The following is a 17,446-nucleotide window of genomic DNA, read 5'->3' as shown; positions in this document are numbered from 1 at the left end:
GCGGCGGCAAAACGCCGGATGTTTGTGGCATCCGGCTGAGAGAATTACTGCATATCTGCGGGCTGGATATCGTGGATGCGAACGAAGCCGACCTGCTCTGGCGTAACGCCATTCAGGCGCAGCGGAATATCGACGTCGCTCGGTGCCAGAATGCTGGCCGGAGCGCTAATGAGCTGATTTTGTACATTAACTTCCTGGTAGCTATCGGTTGTGCCGCTAATCTGCCCTGAGGCTACCGTGGCGCTAAAAGCGGGGAGCGGATCGTTTGACTCGCCCTGGATGCGCAACGTCAGTCGGGTACCATCGCCATCTGGGGTGATGTTGAGTAACGACATGCGTAGGGTGCCAATCTGGCTTTTCAGCCGAGCCGGTGTTTTCGCGCCCGGTAGCAGGTACACGCCGCTGCTCGATTTCGCATTAAGAACGTTTTGCTGGGTGATTTTTACCGTTTGCTGATTGAGCTGAGTCATCTCTTTGCTCAGCGTGCTCACGCTCTGGTTCATCTGGCGGACTTCGCTTTGCTGTGCGCAGGCGCTGAGGGTGAAGAGGCTACCCATAATGGCCAGTTTTAGATAACGTCTTGTCATGGTCGGGATTCCGTTAACAGAGGATGCTTAATGGTAGATCGTTCAGGTAAACGCACTATAGATCCTTTGTCTCAAAAGCTCTTTCTTTGTTGTCGGGTCACTTCGCGGTAAACTACCCGTTAGTTTAACTACCTGTCAGGACGCGCTATGCATTGCCCTTTCTGTTTCGCCGTAGATACCAAAGTTATCGACTCTCGTCTGGTGGGCGAGGGCTCTTCCGTACGCCGTCGCCGCCAGTGTCTGGTCTGTAATGAACGCTTTACGACGTTTGAAGTGGCGGAGCTGGTGATGCCGCGGGTCGTGAAAAGCAACGATGTGCGCGAACCTTTTAATGAAGATAAACTGCGCAGCGGAATGCTGAAAGCGCTGGAGAAGCGCCCGGTGAGCGCCGATGACGTGGAAATGGCGGTTAACCATATTAAAACCCACCTGCGCGGGACCGGCGAGCGTGAAGTGCCGAGCAAAATGATCGGCAATCTGGTGATGGAGCAGCTGAAAAAGCTCGATAAAGTGGCCTATATCCGCTTTGCCTCTGTCTATCGCAGTTTTGAAGATATTAAAGAGTTCGGCGAAGAGATCGCCCGCTTACAGGACTAAGCCATGCAGGACGAAATATACATGGCGCGAGCCCTTAAGCTGGCCGCGCGTGGACGCTTCACCACTCATCCAAACCCGAATGTTGGCTGCGTGATCGTCAAAGATGGCGAGATCGTTGGCGAAGGTTTCCACTATCGCGCTGGCGAACCGCATGCGGAAGTGCACGCGCTGCGCATGGCGGGCGAAAAAGCGAAAGGCGCGACGGCTTACGTGACCCTTGAACCCTGTAGCCATCATGGCCGTACGCCGCCGTGCTGCGAAGCGCTGATTGCCGCAGGCGTGACCCGCGTCGTTGCCGCGATGCAGGACCCGAATCCGCAGGTTGCAGGGCGCGGCCTGTACCGTTTGCAACAGGAAGGCGTTGACGTGAGCCACGGGCTGATGATGAACGCGGCCGAAGCGCTGAATAAAGGCTTCCTGAAGCGGATGCGTACCGGTTTCCCTTATATCCAGCTTAAAATGGGCGCATCTTTGGATGGCCGCACGGCGATGGCCAGCGGAGAGAGCCAGTGGATAACTTCACCGCAGGCGCGACGCGACGTGCAGCGTCTGCGTGCGCAGAGCCACGCTATTCTTACCAGCAGCGCGACGGTGCTGGCGGACGATCCTCAGCTTACCGTGCGCTGGAACGAACTCAACGCCGACACCCAGGCGTTGTACCCGCAGGAAAACCTGCGTCAACCTTTGCGCATCGTTATTGATAGTCAGAACCGCGTCACTCCACAGCATCGTATTGTTCAGCAGACGGGAGAAACGCTGTTTGCCCGCACCCGTGAAGATGAACGGCAGTGGCCGGAGAGCGTACGTACGCTGTTAGTACCGGAACATAACGGTCAACTGGATCTGGTTTTACTGATGATGCAGCTGGGTAAGCAGCAAATTAACACGATTTGGGTGGAAGCCGGGCCAACGCTTGCCGGTGCCCTGTTACAGGCCGGATTGGTGGACGAGCTTATCGTCTATATTGCGCCTAAACTGTTAGGCAACGATGCGCGCGGTTTATGCGCGCTGCCGGGGCTTGAGAAACTGAATCAGGCACCCCATTTCAAATTCAACGAGATACGTCATGTAGGCCCGGATATTTGCCTGCATTTAGTGAACGCTTGATTTCCCCGGTCAAAAGGGAAAGCAGTGCGCCGATTATTATGATAGAATCCGCCCCCCTTGCGGGGCCAAATGAACCCGAAGGAAGAGTATGAACATTATTGAAGCTAACGTTGCTACCCCGGACGCTCGCGTCGCCATCACCATTGCGCGTTTCAACAACTTTATCAATGACAGCCTGCTGGAAGGTGCGATTGACGCCCTGAAACGTATTGGCCAGGTAAAAGATGAAAACATTACCGTTGTTTGGGTTCCGGGCGCGTATGAACTGCCGCTGGCGGCTGACGCACTGGCAAAAACCGGTAAATATGATGCGGTGATTGCACTGGGTACCGTTATCCGTGGCGGCACTGCGCACTTTGAATATGTGGCTGGCGGTGCAAGCAATGGCCTGGCGCACGTCGCTCAGGACAGCGGGATCCCGGTAGCCTTCGGTGTTCTGACCACAGAAAGTATTGAACAAGCCATCGAACGCGCTGGCACCAAAGCCGGTAACAAAGGCGCTGAAGCAGCGCTGACCGCGCTGGAAATGATTAACGTATTGAAAGCCATCAAGGCCTGATTTTTTGTAAGGGGAATTCCGTGAAACCTGCTGCTCGTCGCCGCGCCCGTGAGTGTGCTGTCCAGGCGCTTTACTCCTGGCAGTTGTCCCAGAACGACATCGCTGATGTTGAATACCAGTTCCTGGCGGAACAGGATGTGAAAGATGTCGACGTTCTGTATTTCCGCGAACTGCTGTCCGGAGTGGCGACTAACAGCGCGTACCTCGACGGCCTGATGAAGCCGTATCTTTCTCGTCTGCTGGACGAGCTGGGTCAGGTGGAAAAAGCGGTGCTGCGTATCGCGCTGTTTGAGCTGTCAAAGCGTAGCGATGTTCCGTACAAAGTTGCGATTAACGAAGCCATTGAGCTCGCGAAAACCTTTGGCGCTGAAGATAGCCACAAGTTTGTCAACGGCGTGCTGGACAAAGCTGCCCCGGTAATTCGTCCCAACAAAAAGTAAACTCCAGGGCCGGATTTGCAGAATTTCACTTCTGTAAGCCCGGCCTTATTCTTTTCTTTTGCTGAGGCATAACGTATGGCATGCGGCGAATTTTCCCTGATTGCCCGTTATTTTGATCGCGTAAAAAGCGCTCGTCTTGATGTTGAAACCGGCATTGGCGACGACTGCGCGCTCCTGAACATCCCCGAGAAAAAAACGCTGGCAATCAGCACCGACACCCTGGTGGCGGGAAACCATTTTTTACCCGATATTGACCCTGCCGACCTCGCTTATAAAGCGCTGGCGGTGAATCTGAGCGACCTCGCCGCGATGGGCGCGGAACCAGCGTGGCTAACGCTGGCTCTGACGCTACCGGAAGCAGACGAAGCCTGGCTTGAAGCCTTTAGCGACAGCCTGTTTGTTCAGCTCAACTATTACGATATGCAGCTCATTGGCGGCGATACTACTCGCGGACCGCTATCGATGACGCTGGGAATCCACGGATTTGTGCCAACGGGACGCGGTCTGAAGCGCTCCGGGGCGAAGCATGGCGACTGGATTTACGTCACCGGCACGCCGGGAGACAGCGCCGCAGGGCTGGCGATTTTGCAGGACAGGCTACAGGTGGAAGATGCCACCGACGCGGATTACCTCCTGGCACGTCATTTGCGTCCTCTACCGCGTGTTTTGCAGGGACAGGCGCTGCGCGATCTGGCGAATTCCGCCATCGATCTCTCCGACGGCCTGATTTCCGATCTGGGCCATATTCTCAAAGCCAGCGGCTGTGGCGCGCGCGTCGACCTTGATGCGATGCCGTTCTCGGATGCTATGCTGCGTCAGGTTGAGACGGAACAGGCGCTACGCTGGGCGCTCTCCGGCGGCGAAGATTATGAACTGTGCTTTACCGTGCCGGAACTTAATCGCGGGGCGCTTGACGTCGCCCTCGCCAATCTCGGCGCACGTTTCACCTGTATTGGCCAGATTCTCCCGGAATCGGAAGGCCTGCAATTTATCCGCGAAGGCAAGCCTGTCACGCTCGATTTTAAGGGATACGATCATTTTGGCGCGTAGTAGAGATGTGGCGAAAAGTCGCCTGAAGATGAGCAACCCCTGGCATCTTCTGGCGACTGGCTTCGGTAGCGGGCTAAGCCCCGTGGTGCCGGGAACAATGGGATCGCTGGCGTCGATCCCCTTCTGGTATCTGCTGACCTTACTCCCCTGGCAGCTCTATTCGCTGGTAGTGATGATGAGCATCTGCATTGGCGTCTATATCTGTCACCGTACGGCGAAAGATATGGGCACCCACGATCACGGTAGCATCGTCTGGGACGAGTTTGTCGGGATGTGGATAACCCTGATGGCGTTACCGACGATGGACTGGCAGTGGGTTGCCGCCGGCTTTGTGATTTTCCGCATCTTTGATATGTGGAAGCCGTGGCCTATCCGCTGGTTTGACCGCAATATCCACGGCGGGATGGGGATTATGGTAGACGATATCGTCGCCGGGGTGATTTCTGCCGGGGTGCTGTACGTGATTGGTCACCACTGGCCGATTGGTCTTCTCTAAGCACAGTAGACTCCAGGTCAGCAACTTTCCGGAGGCGGTGCTGCGCACCTGTCCGGGCTACAAAACCTGCAATTCACGCCGATCCCGTAGCCCGGGCAAGGCGCCGCCCCCGGGGAGCAAAGAGCGCAGAGTAGCCCTGTAGAAGTAGAACGTTACTTGAACCCGACAATCGGGTGCGGTTTGTACGGCGTCTCCAGCTTTTCAATCTGCTCTGGCGTTAGCGTTAAATCGACCGCATGTAGCAGTTCATCCATTTGCTCTTGCCTTGAGGCGCCGATAATCGGCGCGGCTACGCCGGGTTTGCTCAACAGCCAGGCCAGCGCCACCTGAGCGCGGTTGGCATCAAGCTCTTCCGCGACCTCGGCGAGGTTGTTGGCAATCAGTTCATCATTCTCATCTGCGGCATTGTAGAGCGCCTTACCGACCTCATCTGAGACCAGACGGGCGGTGGTTTCCCCCCACGGGCGGGTCAGGCGGCCGCGCGCCAGCGGGCTCCATGGCATTACCGCGACGCCTTCTCGGCTGCACAGCGGCAGCATCTCATTTTCTTCTTCACGATAAATCAGATTGTAGTGATCCTGCATGGTCACAAAGCGCGCCCAGTTATTCTGCTGTTGCAACGCCAGCGCCTGGGCGAACTGCCGCGCATGCATCGACGACGCGCCGATATAGCGAGCTTTACCCGCCTTAACCACATCGTTTAGCGCCTCCAGGGTCTCTTCAATGGGCGTGGTGTAATCCCAGCGATGGATTTGCAGCAGATCGACATACTCCATACCGAGACGGCGCAGGCTATCGTCAATAGAACGCAGAATTTGCGCGCGCGATAGCCCCTGTGAAAGATCGCCCACCTGGTGATAAACCTTAGTGGCGACGATAACGGCGTCGCGGCGGGCATACTCACGCAGCGCGCGGCCAAGGATCTCTTCGCTGCTGCCGTCTGAATAGTTGTTCGAGGTGTCGAAAAAGTTAATGCCGCCTTCGAGGGCGTATTTTATCAGCGGGCGACTGCTCTCTTCGGGTAAGGTCCAGGCATGGTTACCGCGGTCCGGTTCGCCGAAGGTCATACAGCCAAGGCAAAGCCGGGAAACGCGCAGATCGGTATCGCCAAGGGGAATGTAATGCATAATACGCTCCTGCTACTGTAAAGGTTATCCCTTAAGCATAGCAGGAGCGGTCACCGGAATTATGCTAGCCAGGCGTGGATTTTGGCTTCAATACCGGCGGCGTCGAGGCCGAGGTCGGCATAAACTTCTTCCTGGGTGCCCTGCGGGATGAAGAAATCAGGCAGGCCGAGATTCAGCACCGGAACCGCACGGCGGCGCGACATCAGCAGCTCGTTCACGCCGCTGCCTGCTCCGCCCATGATGGCGTTTTCTTCCAGAGTGACCAGCACGTCGTGTTCTGCAGCCAACTGCAGCACCAGAGGCTCATCCAGTGGCTTGGCAAAGCGCATGTCCACCAGAGTGGCATTGAGCTTTTCCGCCACTTTTGCGGCCTGCGGCAGCAGGGTACCGAAGTTCAGAATCGCGATTTTTTCGCCTTCACGTTTCACTACGCCTTTACCGATAGGCAGCGAGGCCAGCGGCTCAAACGCCGCGCCGGTACCAGCGCCGCGCGGATAGCGCACCGCGCTTGGTCCGTCGTTGTAGTGATAACCGGTATACAGCATCTGGCGGCATTCGTTCTCATCGCTCGGGGTCATGATGACCATATCCGGGATGCAGCGCAGGAAGGAGATATCGAATGCGCCCTGATGGGTCTGACCATCAGCGCCAACGATACCCGCACGATCGATAGCGAACAGCACCGGCAGTTTCTGGATAGCGACATCGTGAATCACCTGGTCGTAGGCGCGTTGCAGGAACGTAGAGTAAATCGCCACCACCGGTTTATAGCCGCCAATCGCCAGCCCGGCAGCAAAGGTCACCGCGTGCTGTTCGGCAATAGCGACATCGAAATACTGATCAGGGTATTTTTTCGAGAACTCGACCATCCCTGAACCTTCGCGCATTGCTGGCGTGACGGCCATCAGCTTGTCATCTTTCGCGGCAGTTTCGCACAGCCAGTCGCCGAAGATTTTCGAGTAAGAGGGTAGGCCGCCGCTGCTTTTTGGCAGTACGCCGCTGGTGTGGTCGAATTTAGGTACTGCGTGGAAGGTAATTGGGTCTTTTTCGGCGGGCTCGTAGCCGCGGCCTTTCTTGGTCATAATATGCAGGAACTGCGGCCCTTTCAGATCGCGCATGTTCTTCAGCGTATTAACCAACCCGATAACATCGTGGCCGTCCACCGGCCCAATGTAGTTAAAGCCCAGCTCTTCAAACAGCGTCCCCGGAACCACCATCCCTTTGATGTGTTCCTCGGTGCGTTTGAGCAGCTCTTTAATCGGCGGTACGCCAGAGAAGACTTTTTTGCCGCCTTCGCGCAGCGTGGAGTAGAGCTTGCCGGAAAGCAGCTGCGCCAGATGATTGTTTAGCGCGCCGACATTTTCGGAGATCGACATTTCATTATCGTTGAGCACCACCAGCAGGTCGGGTTTGATATCGCCAGCGTGATTCATCGCTTCAAACGCCATTCCGGCGGTTATCGCCCCGTCGCCGATCACGCAGACCGCGCGCCGCTGCTTATCTTCTTTGGCTGCGGCGATAGCGATGCCGATCCCGGCAGAGATGGAGGTCGAAGAGTGACCGACGCTCAGGACGTCATACTCGCTCTCTCCGCGCCACGGGAAGGGATGCAGGCCGCCTTTCTGGCGGATAGTGCCGATTTTGTCACGGCGTCCGGTCAGAATTTTATGCGGGTAAGCCTGGTGGCCGACGTCCCAGATCAGGCGGTCGAACGGTGTGTTATAGACGTAGTGCAGCGCCACGGTTAGTTCAACCGTGCCAAGGCCGGAGGCAAAGTGCCCGCTGGAGCGGCTGACGCTGTCCAGCAGGTAACGCCGCAGTTCGTCACACAGTTTCGGCAGGCTGTCTTTCGGCAACAAACGCAACTCCTGGGTGGAGTCCACCAGCGCCAGGGTCGGGTATTTGGCAATATCAAAACTCATCAGAGACTCATTTATTGTTTATTTATCACGCTGAATTATGTAATTCGCGAGCGCTTCCAGTGCCGTGGTATCCAGAGATTGCGCGGCCAGCTCATTTAGCGACTGGCGGGCGTCGGTAATCAGGTCATGGGCCTTTTTCCGGGCTTGCTCAAGTCCCAGAAGGGCGGGGTAGGTACTTTTGCCCAACTGTTGGTCGGCTCCCTGACGTTTGCCAAGGGTCGCAGTATCCCCTACCACGTCGAGAATGTCATCCTGCACCTGGAAGGCAAGACCGATATTTTCTGCATATCGATCGAGCGCGGGTAGCGCTCTGCGTCCTGCTTCACCGGCACTTAACGCGCCCATTCGTACCGCTGCGCGAATCAACGCGCCGGTCTTATGCCGATGAATGCGTTCCAGCGCCTGCAGATCGACCTGATGGCCTTCCGCTTCCAGATCCAGCGCCTGACCACCGCACATACCGGCAATGCCGCTGGCCTGAGCCAGCTCAGAAATCATGGCCAGACGATCGCGATCCGGCACTTCTGCCATTGGTGCATCGCTTAGTATAGAAAACGCCAGCGTTTGAAGGGCATCTCCGGCAAGAATTGCGTTCGCTTCGCCAAATTTAATATGGCAGGTTGGCTGGCCGCGGCGTAAATCATCGTCGTCCATCGCCGGGAGATCGTCGTGCATCAGCGAATAGGCATGAATGCACTCGACGGCGGCGGCAGGGGCGTCCAGCGTCGCGCGGCTAACGCCAAACATGTCGCCAGTGGCATAAACCAGGAACGGGCGCAGGCGTTTGCCGCCTAATAATGCGCCGTACTGCATGGCTTCGACCAGCGGAGTGTTCTGAAAGGGTTGCGGCGCGATAAAACGACGCAGCGCTTCATTGGCCTGCTCAACGCATGCCTGTAGCTGTTGCGGGAAGTCCATTTATTCAGCGTCCGGCGTAAAAGGCGTCAACGGCGCATCTTCGCTATCCGCCAGCAGAATTTGTACGCGCTGCTCGGCCTGCTGCAGTTTTGCCTGCCCCTGGCGCGCCAGCTGTATTCCGCGCTCAAATTCGCCGAGCGCTTCTTCTAACGGCAGCGAGCCGCTTTCCAGACGATTAACGATCTGCTCCAGCTCGCCCAGGGCGGTTTCAAAGCTGGCCGGGGCCTCATTTTTCTTTGGCATAGTGAATATAGACTCTTGTTATGTCTCGATGGCTATTAATATGGTAACGAAGTCGCGCGGTTAATCAAATAACGCGCAATGCCAGGTGAAAAGCGTCCAATAGTGGTATACTCCGCGCCCTGGATGCAGACGCTGGTTGCGCCTGTACAACTTTTTATGCTTAAAGCCCCGTCGGGCTTGCCAACGAACTATTGTCGCCATGAAGTTTATCATTAAATTGTTCCCGGAAATCACCATCAAAAGCCAATCTGTGCGATTGCGCTTCATTAAAATTTTAACCGGGAACATTCGTAACGTTCTCAAAAACTATGATGAGACGCTTGCCGTCGTTCGTCACTGGGATCATATCGAAGTTCGGGCCAAAGATGAAAATCAGCGCCCGGCTATTCGCGATGCCCTGACCCGTATTCCCGGCATCCACCATATTCTGGAAGTCGAAGACGTTCCTTTTACCTCTCTGCACGATATTTTCGAACAGACGCTGCCGCTGTGGCGTGAAGCGCTGGAAGGTAAAACCTTCTGTGTGCGCGTAAAGCGTCGCGGCAAGCATGAGTTTACCTCTATCGAAGTGGAGCGCTACGTCGGCGGCGGTTTGAATCAGCACATTGAAACCGCACGCGTGAAGCTGACCGACCCGGATGTGACGGTGAACCTCGAGATCGAAAACGATCGCCTGCTGCTGGTAAAAGGGCGCTATGAAGGTATCGGCGGTTTCCCTATCGGTACTCAGGAGGACGTGTTGTCGCTGATTTCCGGCGGCTTCGACTCCGGCGTCTCCAGCTATATGCTGATGCGTCGCGGTTGCCGAGTCCATTACTGCTTCTTTAACCTCGGCGGCGCGGCGCATGAAATCGGTGTACGTCAGGTAGCGCATTATCTGTGGAACCGCTTCGGCAGCTCCCACCGCGTGCGTTTTGTGGCGATTAACTTCGAACCGGTGGTGGGAGAAATTCTCGAGAAAGTCGACGATGGCCAGATGGGCGTGGTGCTCAAGCGTATGATGGTGCGCGCGGCGTCGAAAGTTGCCGAGCGCTATGGCGTGCAGGCGCTGGTCACCGGTGAAGCATTGGGCCAGGTTTCCAGCCAGACGCTGACCAACCTGCGCCTGATTGACAACGTCTCGGATACGCTGATTCTGCGTCCGCTGATTTCGCACGATAAAGAGCACATTATTAATCTGGCGCGTGAAATCGGTACCGAAGATTTTGCTCGCACCATGCCGGAATACTGCGGCGTTATTTCGAAAAGTCCGACCGTGAAAGCGGTGAAGGCGAAGATCGAAGCGGAAGAAGAAAACTTCGATTTCAGCATCCTTGAAAAAGTGGTGGCGGAAGCAAATAACATTGATATCCGCGATATCGCCCAGCAGACCCAGCAGGATGTGGTAGAAGTGGAAACCGTCAGCGGTTTTGGCCCTAACGACGTTATCCTCGATATCCGTTCTATCGACGAGCAGGACGATAAACCGTTGAAGGTAGAAGGCGTGGACGTGGTTTCTCTGCCGTTCTATAAGCTGAGCACCAAATTCGGCGATCTTGACCAGAGAAAAACCTGGCTGCTGTGGTGTGAACGCGGAGTGATGAGCCGCCTGCAGGCGCTGTATCTGCGCGAACAGGGCTTTGAGAACGTGAAAGTGTATCGCCCGTAGTTTCCCAGGGTAAGGGCGTCAACATTGCAAACGGCAACCCTGGGTTGCCGTTTTGCGTTTACTCGTAGTAGTTATATATTCCCGCCGCCATCACCAGCTGCGACGCGACTTCATAAGCTTTCTCACGCCCTGACAGCAGATCGATAATCTTCAAAGCGAAATCAATTGATGTCCCCGGCCCCTGGCTGGTGAGCAGGTTAACCCGCGGGTCCCAGACAACGCGTTTGTCTTGCCATTGCTCAGTGGGAATTTGCTCTTTCAGCGCCGGAAACCCGGTCATATTACCGATGGGGAACAGGTTATGCGGTACCAGAACAGTGGCCGCCGCAGCGCAAATAGCTGCGACGATACGCCCGGAAAGATGGAACTGACGTACCGTTTCAACCAGCAGCGGGCTGTCGCGGAAGCACTCCGCGCCCTTAATTCCGCCGGGCAAAACGATGATATCGAAATCGCCATCGGCTACTTCAACCAGCGGTGCATCGGCTAACAGTTTGACGCCACGCGAGCAAACAATAGTCAGATTGCCATCGCTGGCGACGCTGGCGGTAGTGACCTTTATGCCGCCGCGAACGAGTAAATCAATGGTGGTGACCGCTTCGGTCTCTTCGCTACCAGGGGCGAGGCAAATCAGTGCCGACGCGCTCATATTCATTCTCCTTACGCTTTACCAGTTCAAACAGGCGGGTATTTTCCGGTACGGCGATACCGTGGGCTCGGGCGCGCTTTAATAGAAAACCGGTGATATAGTCGATTTCCGTATGGCGCTGAGCGAGAATATCCTGCAGCATTGAGGATGTGTTTTCTGCCGTACTTTCAATAACCTGATGAACATAGAATAACAGGTTTTCCGGAGAGGTATGCATACCCTCGCGCTCCATAACCGCCGCAACTTCATAGCAAATAGCGGCGACCTCCTGCGGATATTCGCGCAAGTCGCCGTTCTGGCAATTCTTGAGCGCCGTCAGCGGATTAATCACACAGTTTACCGCCAGCTTGCTCCAGGTGGCGGGGTAGATATTATTATGCCAGGCGACATCGGGCAGTACGCCCTGCAGCACATCGGCAAGATAGCTGTAGTCCTGGGGATAATCTTTCGCCGGACCAATATGACTGGTGCCGCTGGCGACGTGGACGATAACGTTGCCGTCGCGGCGGGCCGCCTGGGTCGTCGAAGCCATCAGCAGCGGTTGCTTGATGGCTTTAAGCTCATCCACGGTACCCATGCCGTTATGCATTAACAAAATGGGCGCTGATGGGGGCAGAATAGTGCTCAGGTTTTTGACCGCATTAGAAACCTGCCAGGCTTTTAGCGTGACCAGCAACAGGTCGCTGCTGGCGAGAAAATCAGGATCGTTGGCAGTGAATGATTCATTGAACACGCTGCCGTCGGTTTCAATCACATTGACGCTACAGAATGGCTGTGGGACGCGTAACCAGCCCTGGACCTCATGTCCGTGTTTGTACAGCGCAGTTAGCCATAACTGTCCCAGTGCACCGCATCCGAGTACGGTTACTTTCATTATTCCTCCTCACCTGTAGTGCTGCATCAGGTGCTCATGGCTAAAGTATAGCGTTATCAGTTATCCTTTCGGGATAACAAGTTGAGTTATGTCGCGTTGCGGGTATTATGCAACGCAAAAGAAACTGAAGGAGAGGAAAAGATGCCATCTTTCGATATTGTCTCTGAAGTCGATCTTCAGGAAGTTCGAAACGCCGTAGAGAACGCGACCCGTGAAGTTGAATCGCGTTTTGATTTTCGTAACGTCGAAGCGAGCTTTGAGCTGAACGAAAAAAACGAGACCATCAAGGTCCTCAGCGAATCTGATTTCCAGATTAACCAACTGTTGGATATTCTGCGCGCCAAGCTGCTGAAACGCGGAATTGAAGGCAGTTCTATCGAGGTGCCGGATGAGTTCGTGCACAGCGGTAAAACCTGGTTTGTTGATGCTAAGCTAAAGCAGGGGATTGAGAGCGCGACGCAGAAGAAAATCGTCACGCTTATTAAAGACAGCAAGCTGAAAGTACAGGCGCAGATCCAGGGTGAAGAAATTCGCGTTACCGGGAAATCTCGCGACGACCTGCAGGCGGTGATGGCGCTGGTGCGCGGCGGTGATTTAGGCCAGCCGTTCCAGTTCAAAAATTTCCGCGATTAATATTGCTGGTTTATGTTCGCCGGGCCGGTCGCTAGCCGCCGCCCGGCAGAATATCTGAAACAGGTTGGTTAACTGTCTGAAAGCGGGTTATCCCGCTTTTTTTACGCCCCTTTGATCGCCTGCTCAATCTCAAAGCGGTTAGTTATCTTACTGTCGATTTTGATATATACCGAGCGCTCTTCGGCGATGACCAGAACCTCTTTTACGCCCTCTTTCGCCTGTAAGCGTTCCTGTAGCGCCTTATCCGCCACAACATTGTCGGGGATCTCTACCCGCAGGCTGCTGACGTACGGCGGCTCGCTCATGGTACCTGCTACCAGCAGCCACAGCATCGCCAGCAGCGCCCCGAGCAGGAAGACGGTTTGCGAGTCAAAGAAGCCGTCCACCCAGCCGCCTAGCGCCCCGCCAATAGCCACGCCGAGGAACTGGCTGGTGGAATAAATGCCCATGGCAGTGCCTTTGTATCCGGCCGGCGATTCTTTGCTGATCAACGATGGCAGTAGTGCTTCCAGTAGGTTAAATGCGAGGAAGAATAGTTGTACGCCAGCCACCAGCTCCCAGAAGTACCCTCCCGCGCCCCAGAGTACGATTTCCGCAATCAGCAGGATAGCGACGCACAGCAGGAAGACGCGCTTCATTTTACGCTTCACTTCGGCGTAGATAATAAACGGCACCACGGCGATAAATGAAACCAGCATGGTGACCAGATAGATTTTCCAGTGCTCGGCGGCCGGGAAACCGGCGGCCTCAAGCTGGCCTGGGAGGGCGACGAAGGTGGACATCAGCATGATGTGCAGGCACATAATGCCGAAATTAAGCTTCAGCAGTTTTGGCTCAGCAAGCACTTTGCTAAAGCAGCCTTTTACCATCCCGGACTCACGATTCAGCACGTGATTCTGGCTATTTGGCACTACCCACAGCGTGAGCAGAATGCCGAGCGTTGCCAGGAGGGCAATCATCCAGAACAGGGCGTGCAGGCCAAGCTGATGAGTAACAATGGGCCCGAGCACCATCGCGATAGCAAAGGTGATGCCGAAGCTGACGCCGATAAAGGCCATGGCTTTGGTGCGGTTCTGTTCGCGGGTTAAATCGGAAAGCAACGCCATTACCGCGGCGGCAATCGCTCCGGAGCCCTGGAGCGCGCGACCAAGAATAATGCCCCAGATGGAGTCAGAGAGAGCGGCGATAATACTGCCAATAACGAAAATTAACAGGCCGCCGACGATCAGCGGTTTACGACCAATGCGGTCGGAAAGCAGGCCGAAAGGTACCTGAAATACCGCCTGGGCCAGCCCATAGATACCGATTGCCAGCCCGATAAGGGCTTCACTTGCGCCCTGTAACGCCATGCCATAAGTGGTCAGAACCGGCAGGACCATAAACATGCCGAGCATGCGCAGAGAGAATACGGTCCCCAAACCCCAGGTCGCGCGCAGTTCGCCCGGCGTCATTTTGTTATCGTTCATTACCACCTCAATATAAAAACTGCGCCTAGTGTAGTGGGGGGAACCAAAAGCGTAAATAAATGTTTGTTTAACAGATATTACGGCTGTGTTGCATGATGAGGTGAGTGCGGTAGACAGAAAGAAACCAGTGGAGTGGCCCCCACTGGCGCTTAGCGATTATTGGCAGTTGAAGTCAACCCATTGGCCGCCTGCATCGGCGGATTTAACGCACTGTTCGACCCAGTAGACGCCGTGGAGCCCGGCTTCGACGTTTGGATACCAGAAGGTCTCCAGGAATGCATGGTCGCCGCGATCCATTGCGTCCATGGCAATAGCGTAGCGGCGGTAAAGGTTGGCCCATGCCTCGAATAACCCTTCGGGATGGCCACCGCCGATGCGGTCGTCCGCCAGCGCCTGCTGGCTCAGATAGGGCATCCCGCGTTCAAGAACGCGCGCCGGCTCGCCCTGTACCTCGTAGCTGAGCTGATTCGGGCGTTCATCCCACCACTCGATACTGGCTTTTTCGCCAATAACGCGGACTTTTTGCGAGTGCATCGCGCCGCTGTTGACTGCGCTGGTCCACAGCGAACCGACGGCGCCGTTGTTATATTCCATCAGCACAAAGGCATTATCTTCCAGCGGAGCGCGGGATTTGACGAAGCTTTGACGTGCGCACATTAACCGGGTGATGTTGAGGTCTGGCACCATCGTTTCCGCAATAAATAGCGGGTGGGTTGCCAGATCTCCCAGAACATAGCTAGGGCCGGCATATTTGGGAGTGACGCGCCAGCGGGTGGATTCAGCCTGCAGTTCGACGGCTTCGTTATGAAAACCGTGGGCAAACTGCATATTGATAATGCGGATCTCGCCGAGCATCCCCTCGGCAATCATCTGCCGTGCCTGTTGGATCATCTGATGCCCGGCGTATCCGTAGGTGACGCCAATGATTTTATTCTGTTTTTTGCTCAGCGCTAGCAGTTCGCGGGCTTCATCGGCGGTAAAGCACAGCGGTTTTTCGCAGACAACGTGCAGCCCGGCCTCCAGTGCCGCTTTGGTAATGGCAAAGTGGGTGTTGTTCGGCGTCGTCACCGATACGGCTTCAATACCGTCAGGACGTTTGGCCTCTTCTGCAAACAGCGTTTGATAATCGGCATAGCAACGCTCAGGTGCGATTCCGAGCTGCTCGCCGAATTGACGGCCGCGTTCGGCATCTATATCGAGCGCACCGGCCAGCAGAGTAAAGACGTTGTCGCGCAGCGCCGCACAGCGGTGGCTATAGCCAATCTGGCTGGTACCGCCACCACCGACCATTCCCCAGCGCAGGGAGCGAGATAAGGGTTTCATGCCGTTTAACATGATAGTGCTCTCCTTTATATAGATACTACGGATTTCAGATGTTCTTCTGTATACCCACGCTCGACGAGCGCGGGTGTGATTTTGCGGTTTTACATTTCTCCGCGGGCTTCGCGTTCTTTCAGCTCTTGCATAATCTGCGGGTATTGCTTGTCCAGCCGGTAAAACAGCAGGGTGATGATGACCACAATCCACAGGAAGAAAGAACCATAGAGATAAACATTGTTAATCATGTCGATAGCGCTCTGCGGCTGAACGCCGGAGCCGCTGCTGGAGCTGACGTAGCCCGCTATGCTTAACAGGCCAGAGATAACTGCGGCAGCAACGCCCGCGCCGAGTTTCGTCCCGACGGAACCTGCGGAAAATATCATCCCTTCCTGTCTGACGCGGGTTTTCCATTGACCGAATTCGACGGCATCGCCGCAGAAGCCGAACAGCACGGCATTTAGCGGAGCGAAGCCGATTCCGCGAATAATCGCGTTTGCCAGCGCCCAGTGGTAGTCGTTGGAATTGAACATGAACAGCACCTGACCAATGGTCGCCAGAACAATGCCGCAGAGGGCAACGTTGCGCTTACCGTACTTGCGGATGGGGACAGAGCTGAGGAAGGTGAAAATAATGATGCAGGCGGTTTCAGCAACGAAAATAGAGCTGTAGAAAGTGTCGTCGCCGAGCACGTAGCGGCAGTAATAAGGCAGAGCGATACCGACTACGGTGTAATAAACGCTCTGAGCGGTCCACAGAATTGCGCTGGCCCAGAAGTACTGGTTCCTGAAGAGTGCGGAAAGCTGGGTTTTTACCGGCACGTTACCCTGCTTTTCGCGCGCTTTGATAACGACTTTCTCTTCGCATTTATAGAAGCAAAACAGTAACAGCAGCAGGGCCAGAAAAGCCCAGATAGCCATGGTTTTGATCCATGCAGCCTGATCGTCGCCGAAGTATTTCACCAGCGGCAACGTGCAGGCCACGGCGAGAATACGACCAAATGGCGACATCGACATGCGGGTGATACTCAGCATATCGCGTTCCCAGGATGAGCGGGTCATCATGGCGGAAAGGCTGCCGTAGGGGAGGTTGATTGCGGTGTAGCACACGGTGGTACAGAAGTTATAGGCCACCAGAAGATAGAGGAACTGCAGGGTGCCTGTGGTCTGTGGCACGGTAAACAGCAGAATCGCCGATACAGCATAGGGGATGCTCATCCACAGCAGCCAGGGGCGTGATTTACCCCAGCGGGAGTTTGTGCGTTCAACCATCAGCCCCATTATCACGTCGGACACGCCGTCGAACATACGCGAGATCAGCATTACCAGGCCAACGGTGGCGATGCTGATACCGACATAATCGGTATAGAACAGGGTTAGTACAGTACCAATCATGCCAAAAACAACGTTACAGGCGGTATCGCCGCCGCCATAAGCAATGCGGGTCGTCCAGGTTAGCTTATCGCCGCGTACTGCAGCGGGAGAGAGAATGATCTGCTGTTCACTCATGGTCTATTCCTTTGTCGGGGGGACAAGTTAAGGACCTCAGCGCCAGCTCCGCCGGCACAACCTTAATCCTGAATGTTGGCTAGAACATATGGAAATAATTATTTCATTTCAATGGTTGTGTGAAATTTAATTTCTGAATATGGGAGGGGGATCGAAAAATGAAAAAGATTGTGCTGTGGTTTGTAAATCCTCAACCATCAAATTGAATTGATTGATAAGGTCATTAATTAGTTTATTGATACTTTAAGTATTTTTCATGCTGATTGAATATGGTGCTTTTATGCAAGAAATTGTGAAGTGAATCG

Annotated in this window: 18 protein-coding genes; 8 read left to right on the top strand and 10 right to left on the bottom strand. The window is 55.0% G+C overall.

Annotation, left to right across the window (positions count from 1 at the left end):
- Positions 1-44: 44 nt before the first annotated feature.
- Positions 45-587, bottom strand: a complete 543-nt coding sequence (locus FN082_RS25595; protein WP_139541299.1) for a SadB/YajI family lipoprotein — start codon at positions 585-587, stop codon at positions 45-47.
- Between the two features lie 147 nt (positions 588-734).
- On the opposite strand from FN082_RS25595, the gene nrdR reads away from it, so the two are divergent.
- The 6 genes from nrdR to pgpA all read left to right on the top strand — a co-directional run bounded on the left by nrdR (position 735) and on the right by pgpA (position 4,836).
- On the top strand, positions 735-1,184 hold the full coding sequence (gene nrdR / locus FN082_RS25590) for a transcriptional regulator NrdR (RefSeq protein WP_139541300.1): 450 nt from the start codon (positions 735-737) through the stop codon (positions 1,182-1,184).
- 3 nt (positions 1,185-1,187) lie between these two features.
- Complete coding sequence (gene ribD, locus FN082_RS25585) at positions 1,188-2,291, top strand: bifunctional diaminohydroxyphosphoribosylaminopyrimidine deaminase/5-amino-6-(5-phosphoribosylamino)uracil reductase RibD (RefSeq protein WP_139541301.1); 1,104 nt, start codon at positions 1,188-1,190, stop codon at positions 2,289-2,291.
- A gap of 88 nt (positions 2,292-2,379) precedes the next feature.
- Entirely contained in the window at positions 2,380-2,850 is a 471-nt protein-coding gene (ribH, locus tag FN082_RS25580) for a 6,7-dimethyl-8-ribityllumazine synthase (RefSeq protein ID WP_003021575.1), read from the top strand.
- 20 nt (positions 2,851-2,870) lie between these two features.
- Entirely contained in the window at positions 2,871-3,290 is a 420-nt protein-coding gene (gene nusB, locus FN082_RS25575; protein WP_000801128.1) for a transcription antitermination factor NusB, read from the top strand.
- Between the two features lie 75 nt (positions 3,291-3,365).
- Positions 3,366-4,340 (top strand): thiamine-phosphate kinase, encoded by a 975-nt coding sequence (thiL, locus tag FN082_RS25570; RefSeq protein ID WP_139541302.1) that lies wholly within the window; start codon positions 3,366-3,368, stop codon positions 4,338-4,340.
- Positions 4,330-4,836, top strand: a complete 507-nt coding sequence (pgpA, locus tag FN082_RS25565; RefSeq protein ID WP_139541303.1) for a phosphatidylglycerophosphatase A — start codon at positions 4,330-4,332, stop codon at positions 4,834-4,836. Before thiL ends, pgpA begins: the two co-directional genes overlap by 11 nt.
- A gap of 152 nt (positions 4,837-4,988) precedes the next feature.
- Here the strand turns inward: pgpA and FN082_RS25560 are convergent, their stop codons facing one another.
- From FN082_RS25560 to xseB, 4 genes are read right to left on the bottom strand one after another with little or no spacing between them, the layout of a single operon-like run.
- On the bottom strand, positions 4,989-5,963 hold the full coding sequence (locus FN082_RS25560) for an aldo/keto reductase (RefSeq protein WP_142982610.1): 975 nt from the start codon (positions 5,961-5,963) through the stop codon (positions 4,989-4,991).
- 59 nt (positions 5,964-6,022) lie between these two features.
- Positions 6,023-7,885: a 1-deoxy-D-xylulose-5-phosphate synthase gene (dxs, locus tag FN082_RS25555; protein ID WP_142982609.1), complete on the bottom strand. Its 1,863-nt coding sequence runs from the start codon at positions 7,883-7,885 to the stop codon at positions 6,023-6,025.
- An 18-nt stretch (positions 7,886-7,903) separates the two neighbouring features.
- A complete protein-coding gene (gene ispA / locus FN082_RS25550) occupies positions 7,904-8,803 on the bottom strand; it encodes a (2E,6E)-farnesyl diphosphate synthase (RefSeq protein ID WP_139541306.1) in 900 nt (299 codons plus the stop codon).
- Positions 8,804-9,046, bottom strand: a complete 243-nt coding sequence (xseB, locus tag FN082_RS25545; RefSeq protein ID WP_004099468.1) for an exodeoxyribonuclease VII small subunit — start codon at positions 9,044-9,046, stop codon at positions 8,804-8,806.
- Positions 9,047-9,245: 199 nt separating this feature from the next.
- On the opposite strand from xseB, the gene thiI reads away from it, so the two are divergent.
- Entirely contained in the window at positions 9,246-10,694 is a 1,449-nt protein-coding gene (gene thiI / locus FN082_RS25540) for a tRNA uracil 4-sulfurtransferase ThiI (RefSeq protein ID WP_139541307.1), read from the top strand.
- A 58-nt stretch (positions 10,695-10,752) separates the two neighbouring features.
- Here thiI and yajL read toward each other — a convergent pair whose 3' ends face one another.
- Complete coding sequence (gene yajL, locus FN082_RS25535) at positions 10,753-11,343, bottom strand: protein deglycase YajL (protein WP_139541308.1); 591 nt, start codon at positions 11,341-11,343, stop codon at positions 10,753-10,755.
- Positions 11,306-12,217, bottom strand: a complete 912-nt coding sequence (gene panE / locus FN082_RS25530; protein ID WP_139541309.1) for a 2-dehydropantoate 2-reductase — start codon at positions 12,215-12,217, stop codon at positions 11,306-11,308. The genes yajL and panE overlap by 38 nt, the downstream gene beginning before the upstream one ends.
- 141 nt (positions 12,218-12,358) lie before the next feature.
- Here panE and FN082_RS25525 point away from each other — a divergent pair, with 141 nt between their 5' ends.
- Complete coding sequence (locus tag FN082_RS25525; protein ID WP_142982608.1) at positions 12,359-12,850, top strand: YajQ family cyclic di-GMP-binding protein; 492 nt, start codon at positions 12,359-12,361, stop codon at positions 12,848-12,850.
- Between the two features lie 101 nt (positions 12,851-12,951).
- On the opposite strand, the gene FN082_RS25520 is transcribed toward FN082_RS25525, so the two are convergent.
- From FN082_RS25520 to FN082_RS25510, 3 genes are all read right to left on the bottom strand, one after another.
- Entirely contained in the window at positions 12,952-14,316 is a 1,365-nt protein-coding gene (locus FN082_RS25520) for an MFS transporter (RefSeq protein WP_139541310.1), read from the bottom strand.
- A gap of 156 nt (positions 14,317-14,472) precedes the next feature.
- Positions 14,473-15,651: a Gfo/Idh/MocA family protein gene (locus FN082_RS25515; RefSeq protein WP_142464361.1), complete on the bottom strand. Its 1,179-nt coding sequence runs from the start codon at positions 15,649-15,651 to the stop codon at positions 14,473-14,475.
- An 89-nt stretch (positions 15,652-15,740) separates the two neighbouring features.
- Complete coding sequence (locus FN082_RS25510; RefSeq protein WP_139541312.1) at positions 15,741-17,141, bottom strand: MFS transporter; 1,401 nt, start codon at positions 17,139-17,141, stop codon at positions 15,741-15,743.
- Positions 17,142-17,446 lie beyond the last annotated feature (305 nt).

The sequence above is a fragment of the Klebsiella spallanzanii genome (assembly GCF_902158555.1).
Classification (GTDB): Bacteria; Pseudomonadota; Gammaproteobacteria; order Enterobacterales; family Enterobacteriaceae; genus Klebsiella; species Klebsiella spallanzanii.
This window is presented reverse-complemented; position numbering and strand designations above follow the sequence as displayed.